Source organism: Parasphingorhabdus sp. (assembly GCF_049667325.1).
Lineage (GTDB): Bacteria > Pseudomonadota > Alphaproteobacteria > Sphingomonadales > Sphingomonadaceae > Parasphingorhabdus.
In genome coordinates, this window is sequence record NZ_JBATHY010000210.1 from 1 (window position 1) to 17,758 (window position 17,758).

Here is a 17,758-nt window from a genome sequence, read left to right on the forward strand (position 1 = left end):
GGCTCGAGGAAAATCCGCAGAATGCGGCGATGGTCGTGCAAAAAGTGATCGACGCCGCTGCTGCCCGCGAAGCGGCGAAAAAAGCGCGCGAACTGACGCGGCGCAAGGGCGCGATGGATATCGCCTCGCTCCCGGGAAAGCTCGCCGATTGCCGCGAGCGCGATGCGACAAAATGCGAACTGTTCCTGGTCGAAGGCGATTCCGCCGGCGGCTCTGCCAAACAGGGCCGGGATAGCCAATATCAGGCGATCCTGCCGCTCAAGGGCAAGATTCTCAACGTCGAGCGCGCCCGTTTTGACCGGATGCTGTCGTCCAAGGAAGTGGGCACGCTGATCCAGGCAATGGGTACCGGCATTGGCCGGGAAGACTTCAATCTGGAAAAGCTGCGCTACCACAAAATCGTCATCATGACCGATGCCGACGTCGACGGTGCGCATATCCGCACGCTTCTGCTGACCTTCTTCTATCGCCAGATGCCGGAAATCATTCTCGGCGGCCATCTCTACATCGCCCAGCCGCCGCTTTACAAAGTCGGCAAGGGCAAGAGCGAAGTCTATCTCAAGGACGACAATGCGCTCGACCAGTATCTGGTCGAGGCCGGACTGAACGGCATGATCCTGCAAACCGGCGAAGGCGCGCGGAGCGGCGAGGACCTGCGCGGATTGATCGAACATGCCCGGCGGATGCGCAGCCTGATGGCTTATGTGCCGCGGCGATATGACAGCACGATCGTCGAGGGTATGGCGCTCACCGGCGCGCTCAATCCCGACCATGGCAATGCAGAGCGGCAAGCTGCTGTCGATGCGACCGCTGCATGGATGGACAAGGTCGACGAAGAAGGCCGCTGGTCTGGCCAGGTTTCGGAAGAAGGCGGCTATCTGTTCCAGCGCTTCTGGCGCGGCGTCACCGATCATCATATCATCGAGGCTAAATTCCTCGAAAGCGCGGAAGCCCGCAAGCTCCACCGTCTCGCGTCGGAAGAAACCGCCACCTATGGCAGCGGCAGCCGGCTGGTGAAATCGGTGTCTGGCGATTCCGATGCCGGTGATGAGGACGGCGTGGGTTCTGACGGCACCCTGATCACCCGCCCCTCGGAACTGCTCGACACGGTGATGGCCGCAGGCCGCAAGGGTCTGGCCATTTCCCGCTACAAAGGTCTTGGCGAAATGAACGCCGAACAGCTTTGGGAAACGACGCTTGATCCCGAAGTTCGCTCGCTGCTCCAGGTCACCGTCGAACAGGCAGATGTAACCGATGATATCTTCACCAAGCTGATGGGCGAAGTCGTTGAACCCCGGCGCGAGTTCATCGTCGACAATGCCCTGAACGTGGCCAATCTGGACGTTTAACCATCCACCCTATGCAAAGGCCTATCCTTCGCTAGCCAGCTTGTGTGCCTTCTTGATTTTCTTGGCGAGCGACCATTTGTGCACTTCGGTGGGTCCGTCATAGATTCGGAATGCGCGGACCTCGCGAAACACCTGCTCCACCACCGTATCGCGACTCAGTCCAGTACCGCCCATGATCTGGACACAATTATCGGCAATGCGGAACAGGGCTTCCGACACGGACACCTTGACCATCGAACTTTCGGTGGTTCCCAGTGCACCGGTGTCGAGCACCTGTGCACACCAGTCTATCATCACTTCGCACTGCTGCAGATCAATCTGGTTTTGCGCCAGCATGAATCCGACACCTTCGTGATCGATCAGCGGCTTACCGAATGCCAGACGCTTGCACGCATAATCGACCGCAATTTCCTGCGCCCTGTCACAGCTGCCCAGCCAGCGCATGCAATGGGTCAGGCGGGCGGGCGACAGTCGCACCTGCGCATATTTGAAGCCTTCGCCGCTTTCGCCCAGCATCTGGTCTGCAGGAACGCGGAGATTGTCGATATTCACCACCGAATGGCTGCCCGGCATTGAGCTGTCGATCGTATCGAGCACCCGTTCGATCTGGATCGCGGGATCGGGAAGGTCGACCAGGAACATCGTGGCGCCTTCTTCCGACTTGGCCATGATGATCCCGACTTTTGCGCCTTTGGCTCCTGTGATGAACGTCTTGCGACCGTTGATGATCCAGTGATTGCCGTCCGGCTTCGCCGTCGTCAGCATCATCGTCGGATCGGAACCCGCACCATTTTCACTGGCCGGTTCGGTCATGAAGAAAGCCGAACGCTCCCTGCCGGATACCAATGGCTCGAGGAACCGCTCTTTCTGCTCCGGTGAGGCGCATTTTCCGAGCAGGTACATATTGCCTTCGTCCGGCGCGAACGTGTTCACCGCCAGTGGCCCCAGAGGCGAAAGCCCGGACTTGCGCAGCACCAGCGCCGTTTCGAGATGGGTCAGATGGCTGCCATCCTCGCGGATATGCGGAGTCAGAATACCGGCCGCTTTCGCAAGCGCCCGCATTTCCTGCACAAGGTCATCGGTTGGGCCATGGTCTTCGCAGCGCTCGTCTTTTTCATAGGCAAAAATTGTGTCGCGAACGAAATGCTCTACACGATCGGCGATGTCCTGCGCTTCGGCGCTGATTTCCTTGGTCATGGATTCTCCTGTCTCTGAATGATTGTTACGGCAGATATGCCCGGTGCGCCATAGATAATAAGCTCAGGCGCAGTCAGGATCGCGGGATATTGCCCTGTCCCGTCAGATCAGGCATCAGTTCGCCGCAGGCGGCAAGCTCGGCAGAGGTTCGGGCACAGGGAGGTCCGACAGGTCAAGCCAGCCATTCCCCGACTGACCATAATAGCTGTCGAACACCGCAAACGGCATCCGGAAGGGTCGCCCCCACCCGCTGTTCCACATCACGGCAACGCCTGTCCGGGAAGCCGGGTCGAACATCATCGTCGAGCGGAAGCCATCCACCGCTCCGCTATGGCCGACCAATTGACGGCCGGCATAGGTGAAGCTGCGCCAGCCCAGTCCATAGGATGGCTCGCCAAGGGCGCGGGCAAGCTCGCCGCTAAAAACGCGCCCGGTCCTGATCAATGGACCATGAGCCTTGGCTCGTGCGGCACCCGACAGGACATCCTCATTCTCGCCAACCTGTGCGCGAAGCCAGCGCGCCAAGTCCACAATGTCGCTGCTGACGCCAGCGGCGGCGGGAACCCGCCAATAGGATTCGGACAGCGTGCGTACGTCATCACCGCGATGGGGCCGTGCCCAGCTTTGCGCGCCGGTGAGGCCGGCCATGCCAAATCGCGCACTCTTCATGCCGAGCGGTTCAAACAAGCGCTTTTGCACCGCGTCGGAATATAATGTCCCCGCTACCTGTCCCAATATCTCGCTGGCGGCATCATAGGCGATATTCTGATAGCTATGACAGGTACCCGGTACGCACTGCAGCGGCGCTGCCGCTAGCTGCGTGCGAAGCAGGCCAGGATCCACACCGTCCTCCAGCTTGGTGTCATAGGCATTTTTGGTAAGCCCGGTCTGGTGCGACAGGAGCTGCGTCAGCGTTATCCGCGTCTCGGCATTCCCGGGAAGCCGGAGTGACGATTGCCAGCTGCTTATCGGAGCATCGAGGTCAAGCCTGCCGTCTTCCGACAATTTTGCCGCCAGCAAACCGGCCACACCTTTGGATACAGAGGCCCAGCGGAACACTGTCTGCGGGGTCACCGGTTCTCCACTGCGTTTATCGGTTACGCCATAGGTACCGACAAATCGGATGTCGCCATCTTCGACAATGGCAATCGCCAGGCCCGCCATTTCTGGCCGTGCCGCCAGCGCCGCAAACTCGCGATCAAGGCCGCGATAATCAATCTTGCCCTGCCAGTCATCGGGTTCGGTAGGCAGCCTGTCCTGCGCTTCTGTTTCAATCAGCGCCGACAGCGGAAATCCGGCCCGCTGCTCGACGAGGACCCGATATCCGTACCAGCCGACGAGCAACGCAGAGGCCAGCCCGAACAGCAGCGCCAGATTTCTTCTCATCGTCAATATATTATAGTGCCATTTCAAATGCTGCAGTAGTTTTCGCAGCGACATCCTCCGCGCTGACGCCAGGCGCCAGTTCGACCAGCCGGAACGGACTGTCATGGTCGGTCCGATGGAAAACGCAAAGATCTGTGATGATCATGTCCACGACATTGGTACCGGTGAGCGGCAGGGTGCATTCGGGGATGAACTTGGGACCGCCGTCTTTCGCGCAATGATCCATGACGACGATGATTTTCTTCACGCCCGCGACCAGATCCATCGCGCCGCCCATCCCCTTGATCATCTTGCCAGGAATCATCCAGTTGGCGATATCGCCGTTCTGGGCAATTTCCATCGCCCCCAATACGGTCAGATCGATATGCCCGCCGCGGATCATGGCGAAACTGTCGGAAGAGCTGAAATAGCTCGACGAAGGCAGTTCGCTGATCGTCTGCTTGCCGGCGTTGATCAGGTCAGCGTCGATCTCGTCCTCGAAAGGAAACGGCCCGATACCGAGCATGCCGTTCTCGCTTTGCAGCGTGACCTCGACTCCTGCCGGAATATGGTTGGCCACCAGAGTCGGAATGCCGATCCCGAGATTCACATAATAACCGTCTTGCAGTTCCTGTGCCGCCCGAGCGGCCATTTCATCACGAGTCCAGGGCATATCTATCCTTCTTTTTCATCTGATGTTGCTGTGGTTGCCTCAGTCGCTCCGACAAGAGGAGGCGGAGCCAGGAACCAGCCGTTATCGAACATTTGCTCTAGCGTGATTGCCCCGTCGGGATCGCGCAAATAGGCATAAAGCTCGTCAAAATCTGCGCGGTCATCACCCGCCATGGCAACGATACAATAATTGCGTGCGGCATCCCAACGCCGGACCTGTTTGCGATCATCGCCGCCACGGTCCAGGAAAAGAAAATCATCCGCTTGGGATTGCGAAAAGCCTGCCTCGTCGAGAATGGCCGAAATTCTGTCGGAAGCGGCCACAGGGTGATCGGACATCCAGATCACGCTGATTTCGGCAGCACGCAGGCTCATTAACGCCTCAACAAGTCCGTTTTGCCGGTAGAGCGTCTCCGCTTTTGTCCAGTCGCGACCGGTCGTGTCGTCAAGATCGATGGCCACAGCCAGCGGCTTGCCCACACATCCCATAGTTTCCGGCTTGAAAATATCGACCCGCGGAACCAGCACCACCGATTTGACACCTTCTCCCGCTTCCAGTCTGGCCGCTTGCTTCAAGGCATGGGTGGCAAAACCGGCATAGGGAGAAACATCCGGACCCGCCGGTTGAAAAAATTGGGAAATATAATCAGCTGCATCACCATCAAGGCTGACTTCGGCGATTTCGAAGGCGCCACCTTTTCCGTAGAATGTCGTCTCCGTCGCGGGAGATGCATTCGCCGTCTCGCTCGCGCGACCGACGGTGACGGAACCGACCGGCATCGCCAAATCGATGGCACCGGATTCGACCAGTTCGCGTTTCGCTTTGGTGCGATCAATCTGATTTTTGGCCAACCCCCCCAGAGCGGCAATCGGCAGCAATGCAGCAACGCAACTCGAGAGCAGCGGTAAAGCGGCGATAGCGATTAAAGAAAGGCGAAGCTGACGCATCAGGCCGTTTCGCGTTCCCGGGTCATCCGGAATTCTATTTTCTTGTCATAGGGCGCACCGTCGATCAGGCGTTTGACATAGATACCCGGCAAATGAATACAATCCGGATCCAGTTCGCCGACTTCAACGATTTCCTCGACCTCGGCGACACAAATCTTGCCCGCCGTGGCCATCGGTGCATTGAAGTTGCGGGCCGTTTTGCGGAACATCAGATTGCCGGCCTTGTCCGCCTTCCAGCCCTTGATCAGGCAGAGGTCGGCAAAAATACCGTGTTCGAGAATATAGGTCTCGCCACCGAAATCCTTGTGCTCCTTGCCCTCGGCAACCTGCGTACCAACACCGGTTTTGGTATAAAATCCGGGAATGCCTGCGCCACCTGCGCGACACCGTTCAGCCAGGGTTCCCTGCGGACAAAATTCCACTTCCAGTTCGCCGGAGAGGAACTGCCGTTCAAATTCCTTGTTCTCGCCGACATAGGAGGCGATCATTTTTTTCACCTGCCGCGAACGCAGCAGCTTGCCCAGTCCTTCATTGTCAATTCCGGCATTGTTTGACGCAATCGTGAGGCCCGTTACGCCATCCTGCTGGATCGCGTCGATCAACCGTTCGGGAATCCCGCAGAGGCCAAAACCGCCAACGCAGAGATGCATGTCATCAAACAAAAGACCTTCGAGTGCGGCGGCCGCATCGGGATAAATTTTCTTCATAATCGCGCTTTCCTGACTGATTGTCCGGCGTCTAGCGCAGGAGGCGCCCGAGCGTCCAGAATAGAATATGTTTGAAGCAACGAATCGGTTATGCGCAGCACCATGGCCCGTCTGTTTGCTTGTCTTTCACTGTTCTTCTTTCTCGTGCCGGTCACTTATGTCCGCGGACCTGTGCCACCGCCAAATGCAAGCCAGTATATCACGCTCGAGCCGATCGCGCTCGATGTCAAAAACCCGTCCCGCACGGGAGTTGGCCGTCTCGCCTTTCTCGGTGGCTGGAAAATCACCAGCGACAACGGCGCGTTCGGCGGCATATCTTCGATGCTCGCCCTTCGAGACAACCGATTCCTGATGCTCAGCGACAATGGAACTTTGATCGGATTTACACTGGATGAAACCAGACATCTGGCGCTTCGTCCGTTCATTGCCCCCTTGCCCGACGGTCCGGCCAAACCCAATGAATTTGCCAGACAGAATTGGGATGCAGAATCATTTCTCCATGATCCGCAGACCGGCCAATTCTGGGTCGGTTATGAGCATCAGCATAGTATCTGGCGCTACGGTCCGTCCTTGGCGCGCAAAGAAGCCGCGCATTACCCGAAAGCCACACAGAAATGGCCCGAAAATGGCGGCGCAGAGGCAATGCTCAGACTGTCCGATGGCGGCTTTCTTGTTTTCTCCGAATCCGCTTCCTATGCCCAAGGCGGCTATCAGGCGCTGATATTCGACGCCGATCCTTCCGAGCCGACTAGTGAAGCGGTACTTTTCGGATATCAGCCTCCCGAAGGCTACAAGTTGACCGATGCCGCGATGATTGACGACAAGTCGGCCTTGATGCTGCACCGCCGCTTCACGCCGCTCGAGGGGGTTTCGGCGATATTGTCGATTGCACGGCTGGAGGATTTCCAGGCGGGGAAAGTCGCGACATCGATCCCGATCGCTACGCTGAAACCACCGGTGAAAGTAGATAATATGGAGGCATTGGCTATCACCAGGGATGGCGACAAGACGATTGTCTGGATTGCATCCGACGATAATTTCAGTACGTTTCAGGAAACCTTGTTGCTCAAGTTCAGACTGCTCAAAGATAAAATTCCGCAGAAAAAGTCCGTTCCCCCACGCCAAAACGAAAAAGCCGGAGCAAACCCCGGCTTTTCATCATTCGAAGAATCAGAGTGATCGCTTAAGCGGTAGCAACCTGCTTTTTCGCGATTTCCTTTTTGAGGCGTTTTACACGCAGGCTCAACTTGTCGTCCTTGGTTTTCAGCAACCAATTGTCGAGGCCGCCGACATGTTCCACGGAACGCAGACCATGGGTCGACACCCGAAGTTTCACGCCCTTGCCGAGCGTGTCGGACAAAAGAGTAACGTTTTGCAGGTTCGGCAAAAATGTCTTCTTGGTCCGGTTTTTGGCGTGAGACACATTATTGCCTACCAGCCGAGTCTTACCTGTCAGTTCGCAAATCCGCGACATCGTATAAGTCCAATTTCTTGTTATTGAGTGATTCCCAGCGGGAAAGTGGGACCGGATAACCACAAACCGGCAGGGCGTCAAGCATTACGGCGCTTTTCCTTGTCCGACACCCTATCTGGCATTTTATCATCATTCCCGCTAGGCGCAGCCAATGGCTCCGTCAAAACATACATCCTTCATGGACGCGGCGCTGGCCCTTGCGAAAACAGCGTTGACGGTCGGCGAAATACCCGTCGGTGCGGTTGTCGTCCAAAGCGGAAAAATTATCGGACGCGGCCATAATCGCACCCGGATCGATCATGATCCGACCGCCCATGCCGAGATCGTTGCGATTCGTGAAGCGACAAAGTTTCTCGGCAATGACCGGCTGGAGGACTGCGATCTGTGGGTCACGCTGGAACCGTGCACAATGTGTGCCGGGGCCATTGCCCACGCCCGCATCGGCCGGCTCTATTATGGAGCCAGCGATGCCAAGGGCGGAGCCGTGGATAGCGGAGTGCGGTTTTTCAACGCACCGACCTGCCATCACAAGCCGGAGGTTTATCCCGGGATGGATGAAGAGACGTCCGCCAAATTGCTGACAGGGTTTTTCAAAGGTCGCCGGGGCTAGACGTTAATGCACAAAGCGGGCGACAACATCGCGGTAACTGCGTGACACTTTCACCTGAGCACCCGATCCCAATACCAGGAAACATTCGCCATTGGTATGCGGCTTGACCTCGCGCACCTGACTGAGGTTGACGATTGTCGAGCGGTGAACGCGCTGGAAAAAACGAGGATCCAGGCGCTTTTCGAGGTCCTTCATGGTTTCGCGCAGGATCAGGCTATTGTCGGCTGTATAGATGCACATATAATCGCCGGCCGCATCGATCCGTTCGATCGAATCGACATCGACCCGGAAAATCTGGCCGCGGTCTTTCACATTGATCAGCTTTTCATAGCGGTTGGCGGACGCTGGTTCTTCCGAATCGTCCATATTGGCCATGGCATCGGGTGCCACCTCGCTGAGCACCGATTTCAGTTTTTCGATCTCGTCTGCGCCGCGTTTTTCCGACAGGCGCTTGCGCACCCGGTCAATGGCATCGGCCAGCCGGTCTTCCTCGACCGGCTTCACCAGATAGTCGATCGCCTCGGCCTCGAAGGCGCGAACCGCGTGCTCGGAATAGGCGGTCACGAATATGAACAGCGGCGGTTCAATCTCCATGATCCCCCGCACCACGGAGAACCCGTCAAATCCGGGCATCTGGATATCGAGGAATACAAGATCGGGCTTCAATGTCTTGATCTTGCGAATCGCTTCCCGGCCATTGCGGCAGGTGTCGACAATCTCGATATCTTCGAATTTCTCGAGCCGGATCTGCAATCCCTGGATCGCAAGCTTTTCATCATCGACTAATATCGTCTTGATCGTCATGTTTTTAAATCCTTGTGCTGAAAGGATGCCATCGCCGGCGTACTGACCGGCTCCCGCTGATGGGCATCACTAGATGCATGCTCCCCAAAAATTGTTTCGTTTCTTACCTGTTCGTCGGTGGCAGAATCATCTGCCGCCTCCCGGTCGATCTGCTCCCTCGTTTCAAATGGCAGCGCGATAAACACGGAAAATCCTTCCCCGGGAGCAGATCGCGTTTCAAATATCGCGGCTTCTCCATAAGCCTGGTTTAATCGCTCCTGAATATTGCCCAGACCGACGCCGGTTGAATCATATTTTCTGGTGACTGTACCGCTTTCACCAGGCCCGGTATCGGACACGATGATCCGCAGCTTGCCGCCGTCGAGATGGGCGGAAATCGAAATATCCGCGCCTTCTTCCTGGGGCGTAACCGCGTATTTTATCGCATTTTCGACTAGCGGTTGGAGCAACAGAGACGGTAAAAGGGCGTCACGCACGGCAGGGTCGATATCAAAATGGGACCGCAGCCGTTCTTCAAAGCGCATTTTTTCAATATCGAGATAAAGATGCAGCGTTTCCACTTCCTGTGCGAGAGTCACGCGGCTGTGGACTTCGTTGACCAGCGTATGGCGCAGGAACGAGGATAGGCGCGAGAGCATCGCATTGGCCGGTTCGGTCTGCCGGAGCAGCACGAGCGTCGATATGCTGTTCAGCGTGTTGAACAGAAAATGAGGATTGAGCTGATAGCGCAGCATCGCAAGCTGAGCGCGGGTTGCCTGCGCCTCAAGCTGCAGCAGCTGATCATTTTGCTCCTCCACGCGCAGGAAGAAATTGATCGCATAATAGAGCGCCGACCAGGCCCCGAGCAGCATGATGCCGAGGAACAGCGAGCCCAGGAACAACGTGACAAAACCGGTTTCCGTGGTCGGGTTCTGGATCAGAAACACCCATGCGTCGATGAACGCGTAAAGCGCCGACGCAACCGTCAGAATCGCGGCCGTGCTGCTCCACGTCACAATCGGGCGGCGGTGAATCAGATTCTTGTACACAACCGACAAGAGCAGGGAGATGGAATAGCCGGTGATGGTCGAAATAATGACCGGCACCAGGAAGCTCAGCGGCAGCCCGTTCGATATCCCGCCAATCGCGCGCAAGATGAGTGCACCGGCCCAGCCCGCGGATTGCAGGTTCCAGAATGCACGGTTCTTGTTGCCAAAAAACGGCTGGGGACGGATTTCCAGGACGGCCATTATGCTATCTATAGCGGGGCATTGCCGGTTGGGGAAGAATCGCCTATCATTTGGGCAAATAAGACGACAAACACGGCATATTTTTATCTAAATGCAAAAATATTTGCATTGCCGATGGCAAAAATGTGGCTGAAGACCGGCAACAGACAAAGGAGAATATCATGGGCGGTCCCAACGAAGTCCGGGCTAAATTTCCTTCCATGGAACAGGGCACACAGGAAGACTGGCAGATTATTGGCGGTCATTTTGGGCAATTTGCCAGCAAGGTCGCCGACCGGGTGCTCGACCACCTGAAACTCCTCGATGGTGATTTTGGCGGATTTCCGATCGACCGGATGCAACACAGCCTGCAAACCGCGACCCGCGCGCACCGCGATGGCCGGGACGAGGAATATGTCGTGATGGCCTTGCTACATGACGTCGGAGACACGCTCGGCACCTATAACCACCCCGATGTCGCCGCGGCGATCCTGAAGCCTTTTGTGAGCGCCAAGAATCATTGGATCGCCCAGCAGCATGGTATTTTTCAAGGCTATTATTTTTTCCACTATCTCGGCCAGGACCGCGACATGCGCGAGCAGTTTAGAGGTCAGGAACATTTTGAAGATTGTGCAGAATTCTGTGCAAAATATGATCAGACGGCCTTTGACGCGACATATGACACTGCGCCGCTGGAGTTTTTTGAACCGATGGTTCGCCGCGTCATGGCGCGACCGGTAAACAGTATTTACGCGACCGAATAATAGCGGAATGGCTTAGCCGTCAAGCTGCCGAAGACTCGCCAATTTCCTTCAGATGGCGGACAACCATGTCTTCGCGGCAAGTGCCGTCCGAATCCGGCTTCAATTCTGATTCATCGATCCAGCAGAGATCTTTCATTTCCAGAATCCGGTCATCATGTGCGCGCATGCTGATCCGTCCAATCGGTTGCCGATCACGCGAATCGCATAATATCGGATTGGACGGGACACCGGTTTGCCATTTTTCTCCCCATTGCCGAAGAGCGATCATCGTCGGCAGCAGGTCCTGTCCTTTGTCAGTCAATCGATATTCGACTTTCCGCTTGTCATGATCACAGGGACGACGGGTCATGATTCCCGCTTCCACCATACGGGTAAGCCGGTTGGCCAGGATGTTCCGGGCAATACCGATTTCGGATAGGAAATCCTCGAAATGCCCGACACCGTTGAGCGCGGCGCGCAGTATCATGAAGCACCAACGCTCGCCAATCACCTCTAGCGCCATTGGCAGACTGCATTCACTGCCGGTCAGACTCGATAGATCTTCTCTGATTTTGTCCATGATCCCGTTCCTAAACCAGTTTCGTGGCGAGTGCGAAAAAAATATAAGTTTTTAGTTGCAACTTAAAACCTACTAATCTAAGTACTGATTCGCAACTGATATTGCAACAACAATTTTTTCCCCTCGGACCCGGCACATTGGTCCGAAAACTGACTGATACGAAAGGATACGCCATGCTTCTCTCCCAAAGCCCCCTTCGCGCTTCAATGATCTTCTGCGTCGCCGCGATGACATCCCTAACCCTGTTTACAGCCACCACAGCCCAAGCCCGCAGTACAGCAGTAACTTATACTGCGGAATTGCAAGCACCGGTCGAAGCTGCCCAGGAAATTATCAAGGGTACCGTGATCCGCTGCGCCGGCACTGAATGTATTGGTGGCCAAAGCAGCTCCTCGCCCCGGACGGTCTGCGCCAAGATCGCCGACAAATTCGGCCCGGTAGCCGGTTTCGCGTATAAAGGCGAAGCTTTCGACGCCGAGGCGCTCGCCAAGTGCAACAGCTGATATCACCATTCCCTCCTGACCGGTCTCTCGCTCCCAACAGCAGCCAGTCCACTGGCACCCCAGCCGGTCAGTCTTAGCGCCGAAGCCAGAGCTCCGTTCCGTTCCCCGGACACAAGAGCCGGCTTCGGCGCTCTTTTTTGTTGCCCCAGCCCGAAAATCCCTACATTCTCGAAGGATGCTCAGGCAATATGAACTGGTGGAACGGGTGCGATCCTATGATCCCGATGCGGATGAGGATCTGATCAACCGAGCCTATGTTTTTTCCGTGCAAAGACACGGCAGCCAAAAACGGGCCAGCGGCGATCCCTATTTCAGTCATCCGATCGAGGTTGCCGGCCTGATGACCGACCTCAAGCTGGACCAGCAGACAATTGTCACCGCGCTGCTCCACGATACCGTCGAAGACACGCTCACCACATCCGAAGAAATCGAGAAATTATTCGGCGAAGAAATCGCCCGCCTGGTCGATGGCGTAACCAAGCTTTCCAAGATCGAAGCGCAGACCGACAACGAGCGGGCCGCTGAAAACCTGCGGAAATTCCTGCTGGCAATGTCCGACGATATCCGCGTTCTGCTGGTCAAACTTGCCGACCGCCTGCACAATATGCGGACGCTGCATTTCATTAAAAGCGATGAAAAACGGCTACGAATTGCCCATGAAACAATGGATATCTATGCGCCTCTGGCGGAGCGGATCGGTATGTACGAATATATGCGCGAGATGCAGTTGCTGGCGTTTCGCCATATGGAACCCGAAGCCTATGAAACCATCACCAAAAGGTTGCAGGCGATCAAGGAGGGGGACGAAGGCCAGGTCGAGAAAATCGCTGGGTCGATCCAGAAGGCGCTCGCGAATGGCGGACTGGCAGCGGAAGTCAGTGGAAGGGAGAAACACCCCTATTCGATCTGGCGCAAGATGCAGGAGCGGCACGTCAGCTTTGAACAGCTGACCGACATCATGGCGTTCCGTGTGGTCACCGACAATAGCGCCGAATGCTATCGCGCGCTCGGCATCTTGCACGAGAAATGGAAGATGGTCCCCGGCCGGTTCAAGGACTATATTTCCACGCCCAAGCGCAATGGCTACCAGTCGATTCACACGACCCTGATGCATGGCAATAACATGCGGGTGGAAATTCAGATCCGTTCGCAGCGGATGCATGAGGACAATGAATATGGCCTCGCCGCGCACTGGGCCTATAAACAGGGCAATCGTCCCGATGGCCAGGCTGGCTGGATTCGCGACCTGATCGAGATACTTGACCAAGCTGAAGATGCGGATGAACTGCTCGAACACACCCGGCTGGCGATGTACCAGGACCGGATTTTTGCCTTCACGCCCAAAGGCACTCTGCTGCAATTGCCAAAGGGCTCGACCACGGTCGATTTCGCCTATGCCGTGCATACCGATCTCGGCAATCAGACGGTCGGCGCCAAGGTCAATGGCCGGCACGTGCCCTTGCGCACCCAGATGCAAAACGGCGATGTCGTGGAGATCCTGAAATCCAAGGGGCAGGAACCGCAGCCGGGCTGGCTATCCTTTGTCATCACCGGCAAGGCGCGATCCGCGATCCGTCGCAACGTCCGCTTCAAGGAACGCGACGAAATAATCGCCATAGGCACCGAACTTTATGAGGAAATCATTGAACGGCTGCCAGGCAAGATCGGTCCGCGCGCAGTCAAAGCGGCACTGAAGCGGCTGGAGATGCAGGAACCGGACGACCTGATGATGGCGATTGGTACGCGCCAGCTCAGTGACCGCGAAGTAATGGAAGCGCTCATCCCTGGCAGCGTCAACGACAATGATGACGAACGTCAATGGCCCGAACAGGATCGAGCGATTTCGATCAAGGGTCTGACACCCGGTGTTGCCTTCAATCTCGCCGAATGCTGTCACCCTGTTCCCGGAGACCGGATTGTCGGACTGCGGCGTAGCGGCGAGAATGTCGAGGTGCACACTATCGATTGCCAGAGTCTCGCTGATGGTGTGGATGCGGACTGGGTGGACTTGAGCTGGGGCAATGAAAGCGACGGCGCGGCGGCGCGGCTATGTGTGGTGCTGCACAACAAGCCCGGGACTCTTTCCGAGATGGCCGGAATTTTCGGCTTTCACAATGCCAATATCCTTAACCTTCGCCTGACGCACCGCGACGGCCCCTTCCACACATTCAATGCTGATCTGGAAGTGCATAATGTCCACCATCTGATGCGGATATTATCTGCCCTGCGGGCTTCGGAAGCGGTCGCGCAAGCCGAACGCACCTAGTTCAACGACTGGCCTGAAATAACATTTAACAAGACTCAGGGTGCGGGCGGTGGTCCGACTGGTGCGGCCTGCATCTGCTGCCGTAATTCTTCCATCTGCTCGGCAGAAATAAAGTCCAGCAGGGTTACATCAAAAATAAGCAGGCTGCTCGGTGGAACCAGCTCACCGGGGGATGTTTCACCATAAGCGAGATCTGACGGAATCCAGATCCGGTATTCTCCGCCCTTCTGCATCAGCTGCAGCGCTTCGGAAAAACCCGGTACGACCCCGCCAACCGGCATTGGCGTTTGTTCATTGGCGTCGAAAATCGTGCCGTCGCGCAGTCGGCCTTCATATTTGACCAATGCTGTATCGGTGACAACAGGCATCGGTCCCTCGCCAGGCTTGATCACTTTATACTGAAGACCGGATTTGGTTTGCTTGACGCCAGCCTCTTTCGCATTGTCTGCCAGAAAGTCCGCGTTCCCCGGTGGCGGAAACAGCTTTTCCCATCCAGCCTGGACAAACTCTGTCGGGCTGGTTTTTTCCGGTATTGCAGCAGCGAACACCGCCACCAGTACTACGCCGAGCAACAGTCCCATCAGGAACGGCCTGATCCGGGATGTTGGTTCGCTGCTTTTCTGGTCTTGGCGGATATCACTCACGAACTACTCTCCACAGGCAAACATGCCGCGTTGTCTATTGGCCCGGCCCTGCCGGAGCACCGGGCATGCCGCCCTGCGCCTGCATTTGTTGCCGCAATTCTTCCATTTGCGCCTGCGAAATATAGTCGAGCAACGTGATCTCGAAAATGAGCAGGCTGTTCGGCGGGATTTCTGCGCTAGGGGATGCTTCGCCATAAGCGAGGTTCGACGGGATCCATATCCGATATTCTCCGCCCTTCTGCATCAGCTGCAGCGCTTCGGAGAAACCGGGAACTACGCCGCCAACCGGCATCGGCGTTTGTTCATTGGCATCAAAGATGGTGCCGTCGCGCAGACGGCCTTCATATTTGACCAATGCCGTATCGGTAGCAGTCGGCGGGATGCCCTCGCCCGGTTTGATCATTTTATATTGCAGCCCTGACGCAGTGGTTACGACTCCGTCCTCGTCCGCATTGGCGGCAAGATATTGATCATCGGTTGCGCCGTTTATGACCGCATTCTGGGTACCCGTGTAAGCGAGAAGCAGTGCGGCGCCTGCGATCAGCAATACTGCGAGCCAGATCTTGGTCAGCAAACCCTTTTTGATGGGATGAATCGGAACCGTCGTAACAGACATCAGCAGGCTACCTTATAATTGTGGAGCCGAAGCGCTTAAATCAGACCGTCGCGTTCCATCCGCTTGCGGTCCATCTTGCGGGCGCGGCGCACGGCAGCAGCCTTTTCACGGGCACGCTTTTCGGATGGCTTTTCATAGTGGCGGCGAAGCTTCATTTCGCGGTAGACGCCTTCGCGCTGCAACTTTTTCTTGAGCGCCCGGAGGGCCTGATCAACATTATTGTCGCGAACCATGATTTGCATAAGACTGAGTAACTCCGTTCAAATTTCGTAGCGGGCCAGAAGCAATTTCTTCCGGCCTATATTGGTGTAAAAGCCATAAAAAAGGGTTTGCAGCAGAATCAATCTGCTTCAATCTCGCGCCGCCTATCAATTTCTCGACACCTAGGCAAGCTTTTACACGATTTATTGCGCGAATGACAGGAGCTTTGCATTCCAGTTTTTGGCGCTTTGCTATAGATTGCCCGGTAGAGACATGATCAGCCGATTCGAGGAGAGAAAAATGGCCACCGCGATCAACATCCAGTCCAGCTGCAGCGAAGAAGAATGGAAGGCGCGTCAGCGGCTTGCGGCCTGTTACCGGATTTTCGCCTATCTCGGATGGGACGAGATGATCTTCAACCATATCACCCTCAAGGTTCCCGGCGAGGATGATGCCTTTCTGATCAATCCCTATGGCCTGCATTTCAGCGAAGTGACCGCCTCGACCCTGGTCAAGATCGACATCGACGGCAACACGCTCGACGGCTCGACCTACCCCGTCAACAAGGCCGGCTTCACCCAGCACAGCCTGTTCCACCGCGAACTGCCCGATGTTCACGCGATCATCCATACCCATACCACGGCGACCATGGCAGTGTCCTCGCTCGAGGGCGGGCTGCAACCGATAAACTTCTACGCCGCGGCCATTGTGCCGCGCCTCGCCTATCACAAGTTTGAAGGCATTACGGTTCATGACGACGAGGGACCGCGCTTTCTCGCCAGCCTTGGCAAGAAACGGATGATGTTGCTCGAAAATCACGGGCCGGTGGTGATGGGCCGGACACTGGAAGAAGCGTTCCTCAACCACTGGGTGCTGCAACGCGCCTGCGAAATCCAGATGCAGACATTGTCGATGGGCAAGCCGCTGATGATCGGTGAAGAGGTGATCAAGAAGCATCTCGAGAACCTGTCGCAGGCTTCGATCGATCCGATGCAACAGGGCGTGCCGGAATTTGATGCAATGGTGCGACTGGTCGATCGCGAAGATACGAGCTGGCGGGAATAAATATCCCCCTCCCGCTTGCGGGAAATGCTAGCGGTGGGCATAGATAAATTAATGACTTCCTCGGCATCAATGTTCCAGGATTACCAACCCCGACTCCTCCTGCGCGCAGGAGGGGAGGCTTGACCAAATTTACCGTCAATGACCGTCCGGTCCAATATCGGATGGACCCTGAAACACCGCTGCTCTGGGCGCTGCGCGATGCGTCCAATCTTACCGGCACCAAATATGGCTGCGGCACCGGTGACTGCGGGGCGTGTATGGTAGAGGTTGACGGCGAGGCGATCCGGTCCTGTCTGGTCACCATCGGCGAGATGGAAGGGCGCTTTGTCACGACCATCGAAGCGCTGTCGCGCGATCGCAGCCATCCGGTGCAACAGGCATGGGCAGCGGAAAATGTCCCGCAATGCGGCTTCTGCCAGTCCGGCATGATCATGGCTGCGGCGGTATTGCTGAAGAAGAATTCCAATCCGTCGAAAGCCGCGATTGACGAGGCGATCACCAATATCTGCCGCTGCGGGACTTATCCCCGCATCCGCGAGGCCATCCAGCGCGCCGGACGCGTAGCACGGGGAGAAGCGGTGCTCAGCGCCGCGCCGCCTCCGGGCATCGACCCGGGAGACGCCGCCAAGGCTGTCCCGGCGCTGACGCCTGGGAAATAGCTGGTGCGCCTCCGCGCCGCCAAACCCCTAGAAGCCAAACTTCACGGTAAGCCGGGCATTGAGCGGTTCGCCGGTTGAGATATTGTCGTTATTGTGGACCGACGGATAATATGTCTCGTCGAACAGATTTTCGACATTGAGCTGGAC

Annotated in this window: 20 protein-coding genes; 8 read left to right on the top strand and 12 right to left on the bottom strand. The window is 56.5% G+C overall.

Going from position 1 to position 17,758, the window contains the following annotated elements; all coding sequences use genetic code 11:
* Positions 1-1,349 (top strand): toprim domain-containing protein (locus tag WBM93_RS09510; RefSeq protein WP_424431275.1); only part of this gene is annotated, 1,349 nt, incomplete at its 5' end.
* A gap of 21 nt (positions 1,350-1,370) precedes the next feature.
* Here WBM93_RS09510 and WBM93_RS09515 read toward each other — a convergent pair.
* The 5 genes from WBM93_RS09515 to WBM93_RS09535 all read right to left on the bottom strand — a co-directional run bounded on the left by WBM93_RS09515 (position 1,371) and on the right by WBM93_RS09535 (position 6,241).
* Positions 1,371-2,546, bottom strand: coding sequence for an acyl-CoA dehydrogenase family protein (locus WBM93_RS09515; protein WP_424431277.1), 1,176 nt, complete (start codon positions 2,544-2,546; stop codon positions 1,371-1,373).
* Between the two features lie 114 nt (positions 2,547-2,660).
* Entirely contained in the window at positions 2,661-3,932 is a 1,272-nt protein-coding gene (locus tag WBM93_RS09520) for a serine hydrolase domain-containing protein (RefSeq protein WP_424431305.1), read from the bottom strand.
* A 10-nt stretch (positions 3,933-3,942) separates the two neighbouring features.
* Positions 3,943-4,584: a 3-oxoacid CoA-transferase subunit B gene (locus tag WBM93_RS09525; RefSeq protein WP_424431278.1), complete on the bottom strand. Its 642-nt coding sequence runs from the start codon at positions 4,582-4,584 to the stop codon at positions 3,943-3,945.
* A gap of 2 nt (positions 4,585-4,586) precedes the next feature.
* Positions 4,587-5,531: a hypothetical protein gene (locus tag WBM93_RS09530; RefSeq protein WP_424431280.1), complete on the bottom strand. Its 945-nt coding sequence runs from the start codon at positions 5,529-5,531 to the stop codon at positions 4,587-4,589.
* Entirely contained in the window at positions 5,531-6,241 is a 711-nt protein-coding gene (locus tag WBM93_RS09535) for a CoA transferase subunit A (protein ID WP_424431307.1), read from the bottom strand. The genes WBM93_RS09530 and WBM93_RS09535 overlap by 1 nt, the downstream gene beginning before the upstream one ends.
* 99 nt (positions 6,242-6,340) lie before the next feature.
* Between WBM93_RS09535 and WBM93_RS09540 the strand changes: the two genes are divergently transcribed.
* Entirely contained in the window at positions 6,341-7,417 is a 1,077-nt protein-coding gene (locus WBM93_RS09540) for an esterase-like activity of phytase family protein (protein ID WP_424431282.1), read from the top strand.
* A 4-nt stretch (positions 7,418-7,421) separates the two neighbouring features.
* Here WBM93_RS09540 and rpmB read toward each other — a convergent pair whose 3' ends face one another.
* Complete coding sequence (rpmB, locus tag WBM93_RS09545) at positions 7,422-7,712, bottom strand: 50S ribosomal protein L28 (protein ID WP_067197680.1); 291 nt, start codon at positions 7,710-7,712, stop codon at positions 7,422-7,424.
* Between the two features lie 151 nt (positions 7,713-7,863).
* Here rpmB and tadA point away from each other — a divergent pair, with 151 nt between their 5' ends.
* The gene (tadA, locus tag WBM93_RS09550; RefSeq protein ID WP_424431285.1) at positions 7,864-8,322 is read left to right on the top strand and encodes a tRNA adenosine(34) deaminase TadA; all 459 of its coding nucleotides are present in this window, start codon (positions 7,864-7,866) and stop codon (positions 8,320-8,322) included.
* A gap of 3 nt (positions 8,323-8,325) precedes the next feature.
* Here tadA and WBM93_RS09555 read toward each other — a convergent pair whose 3' ends face one another.
* The gene (locus WBM93_RS09555) at positions 8,326-9,126 is read right to left on the bottom strand and encodes a LytR/AlgR family response regulator transcription factor (RefSeq protein WP_424431287.1); all 801 of its coding nucleotides are present in this window, start codon (positions 9,124-9,126) and stop codon (positions 8,326-8,328) included.
* Positions 9,123-10,355 (bottom strand): sensor histidine kinase, encoded by a 1,233-nt coding sequence (locus WBM93_RS09560; RefSeq protein ID WP_424431289.1) that lies wholly within the window; start codon positions 10,353-10,355, stop codon positions 9,123-9,125. Before WBM93_RS09560 ends, WBM93_RS09555 begins: the two co-directional genes overlap by 4 nt.
* Positions 10,356-10,516: 161 nt before the next feature.
* On the opposite strand from WBM93_RS09560, the gene WBM93_RS09565 reads away from it, so the two are divergent.
* Entirely contained in the window at positions 10,517-11,098 is a 582-nt protein-coding gene (locus WBM93_RS09565) for an HD domain-containing protein (protein ID WP_424431291.1), read from the top strand.
* A 19-nt stretch (positions 11,099-11,117) separates the two neighbouring features.
* Here the strand turns inward: WBM93_RS09565 and WBM93_RS09570 are convergent, their stop codons facing one another.
* Positions 11,118-11,657, bottom strand: coding sequence for a winged helix-turn-helix transcriptional regulator (locus WBM93_RS09570; RefSeq protein ID WP_424431292.1), 540 nt, complete (start codon positions 11,655-11,657; stop codon positions 11,118-11,120).
* A gap of 173 nt (positions 11,658-11,830) precedes the next feature.
* Here WBM93_RS09570 and WBM93_RS09575 point away from each other — a divergent pair, with 173 nt between their 5' ends.
* Positions 11,831-12,160, top strand: a complete 330-nt coding sequence (locus WBM93_RS09575; RefSeq protein WP_424431294.1) for a CC_3452 family protein — start codon at positions 11,831-11,833, stop codon at positions 12,158-12,160.
* 175 nt (positions 12,161-12,335) lie between these two features.
* Entirely contained in the window at positions 12,336-14,426 is a 2,091-nt protein-coding gene (locus WBM93_RS09580) for a RelA/SpoT family protein (RefSeq protein WP_424431295.1), read from the top strand.
* Positions 14,427-14,461: 35 nt separating this feature from the next.
* Here the strand turns inward: WBM93_RS09580 and WBM93_RS09585 are convergent, their stop codons facing one another.
* The 3 genes from WBM93_RS09585 to rpsU are packed head-to-tail and all read right to left on the bottom strand — an operon-like array spanning position 14,462 to position 15,928.
* Positions 14,462-15,070 (bottom strand): FKBP-type peptidyl-prolyl cis-trans isomerase, encoded by a 609-nt coding sequence (locus WBM93_RS09585; protein ID WP_424431297.1) that lies wholly within the window; start codon positions 15,068-15,070, stop codon positions 14,462-14,464.
* Between the two features lie 34 nt (positions 15,071-15,104).
* Positions 15,105-15,686 carry an FKBP-type peptidyl-prolyl cis-trans isomerase gene (locus WBM93_RS09590; protein ID WP_424431299.1) on the bottom strand — a complete coding sequence of 194 codons (582 nt, stop codon included), beginning with the start codon at positions 15,684-15,686 and terminating at the stop codon, positions 15,105-15,107.
* 35 nt (positions 15,687-15,721) lie between these two features.
* Positions 15,722-15,928, bottom strand: coding sequence for a 30S ribosomal protein S21 (gene rpsU, locus WBM93_RS09595; protein ID WP_067197663.1), 207 nt, complete (start codon positions 15,926-15,928; stop codon positions 15,722-15,724).
* A 259-nt stretch (positions 15,929-16,187) separates the two neighbouring features.
* Between rpsU and WBM93_RS09600 the strand changes: the two genes are divergently transcribed.
* The gene (locus tag WBM93_RS09600; RefSeq protein WP_424431301.1) at positions 16,188-16,952 is read left to right on the top strand and encodes a class II aldolase/adducin family protein; all 765 of its coding nucleotides are present in this window, start codon (positions 16,188-16,190) and stop codon (positions 16,950-16,952) included.
* Between the two features lie 119 nt (positions 16,953-17,071).
* A complete protein-coding gene (locus tag WBM93_RS09605; RefSeq protein ID WP_424431303.1) occupies positions 17,072-17,611 on the top strand; it encodes a (2Fe-2S)-binding protein in 540 nt (179 codons plus the stop codon).
* Positions 17,612-17,758 lie beyond the last annotated feature (147 nt).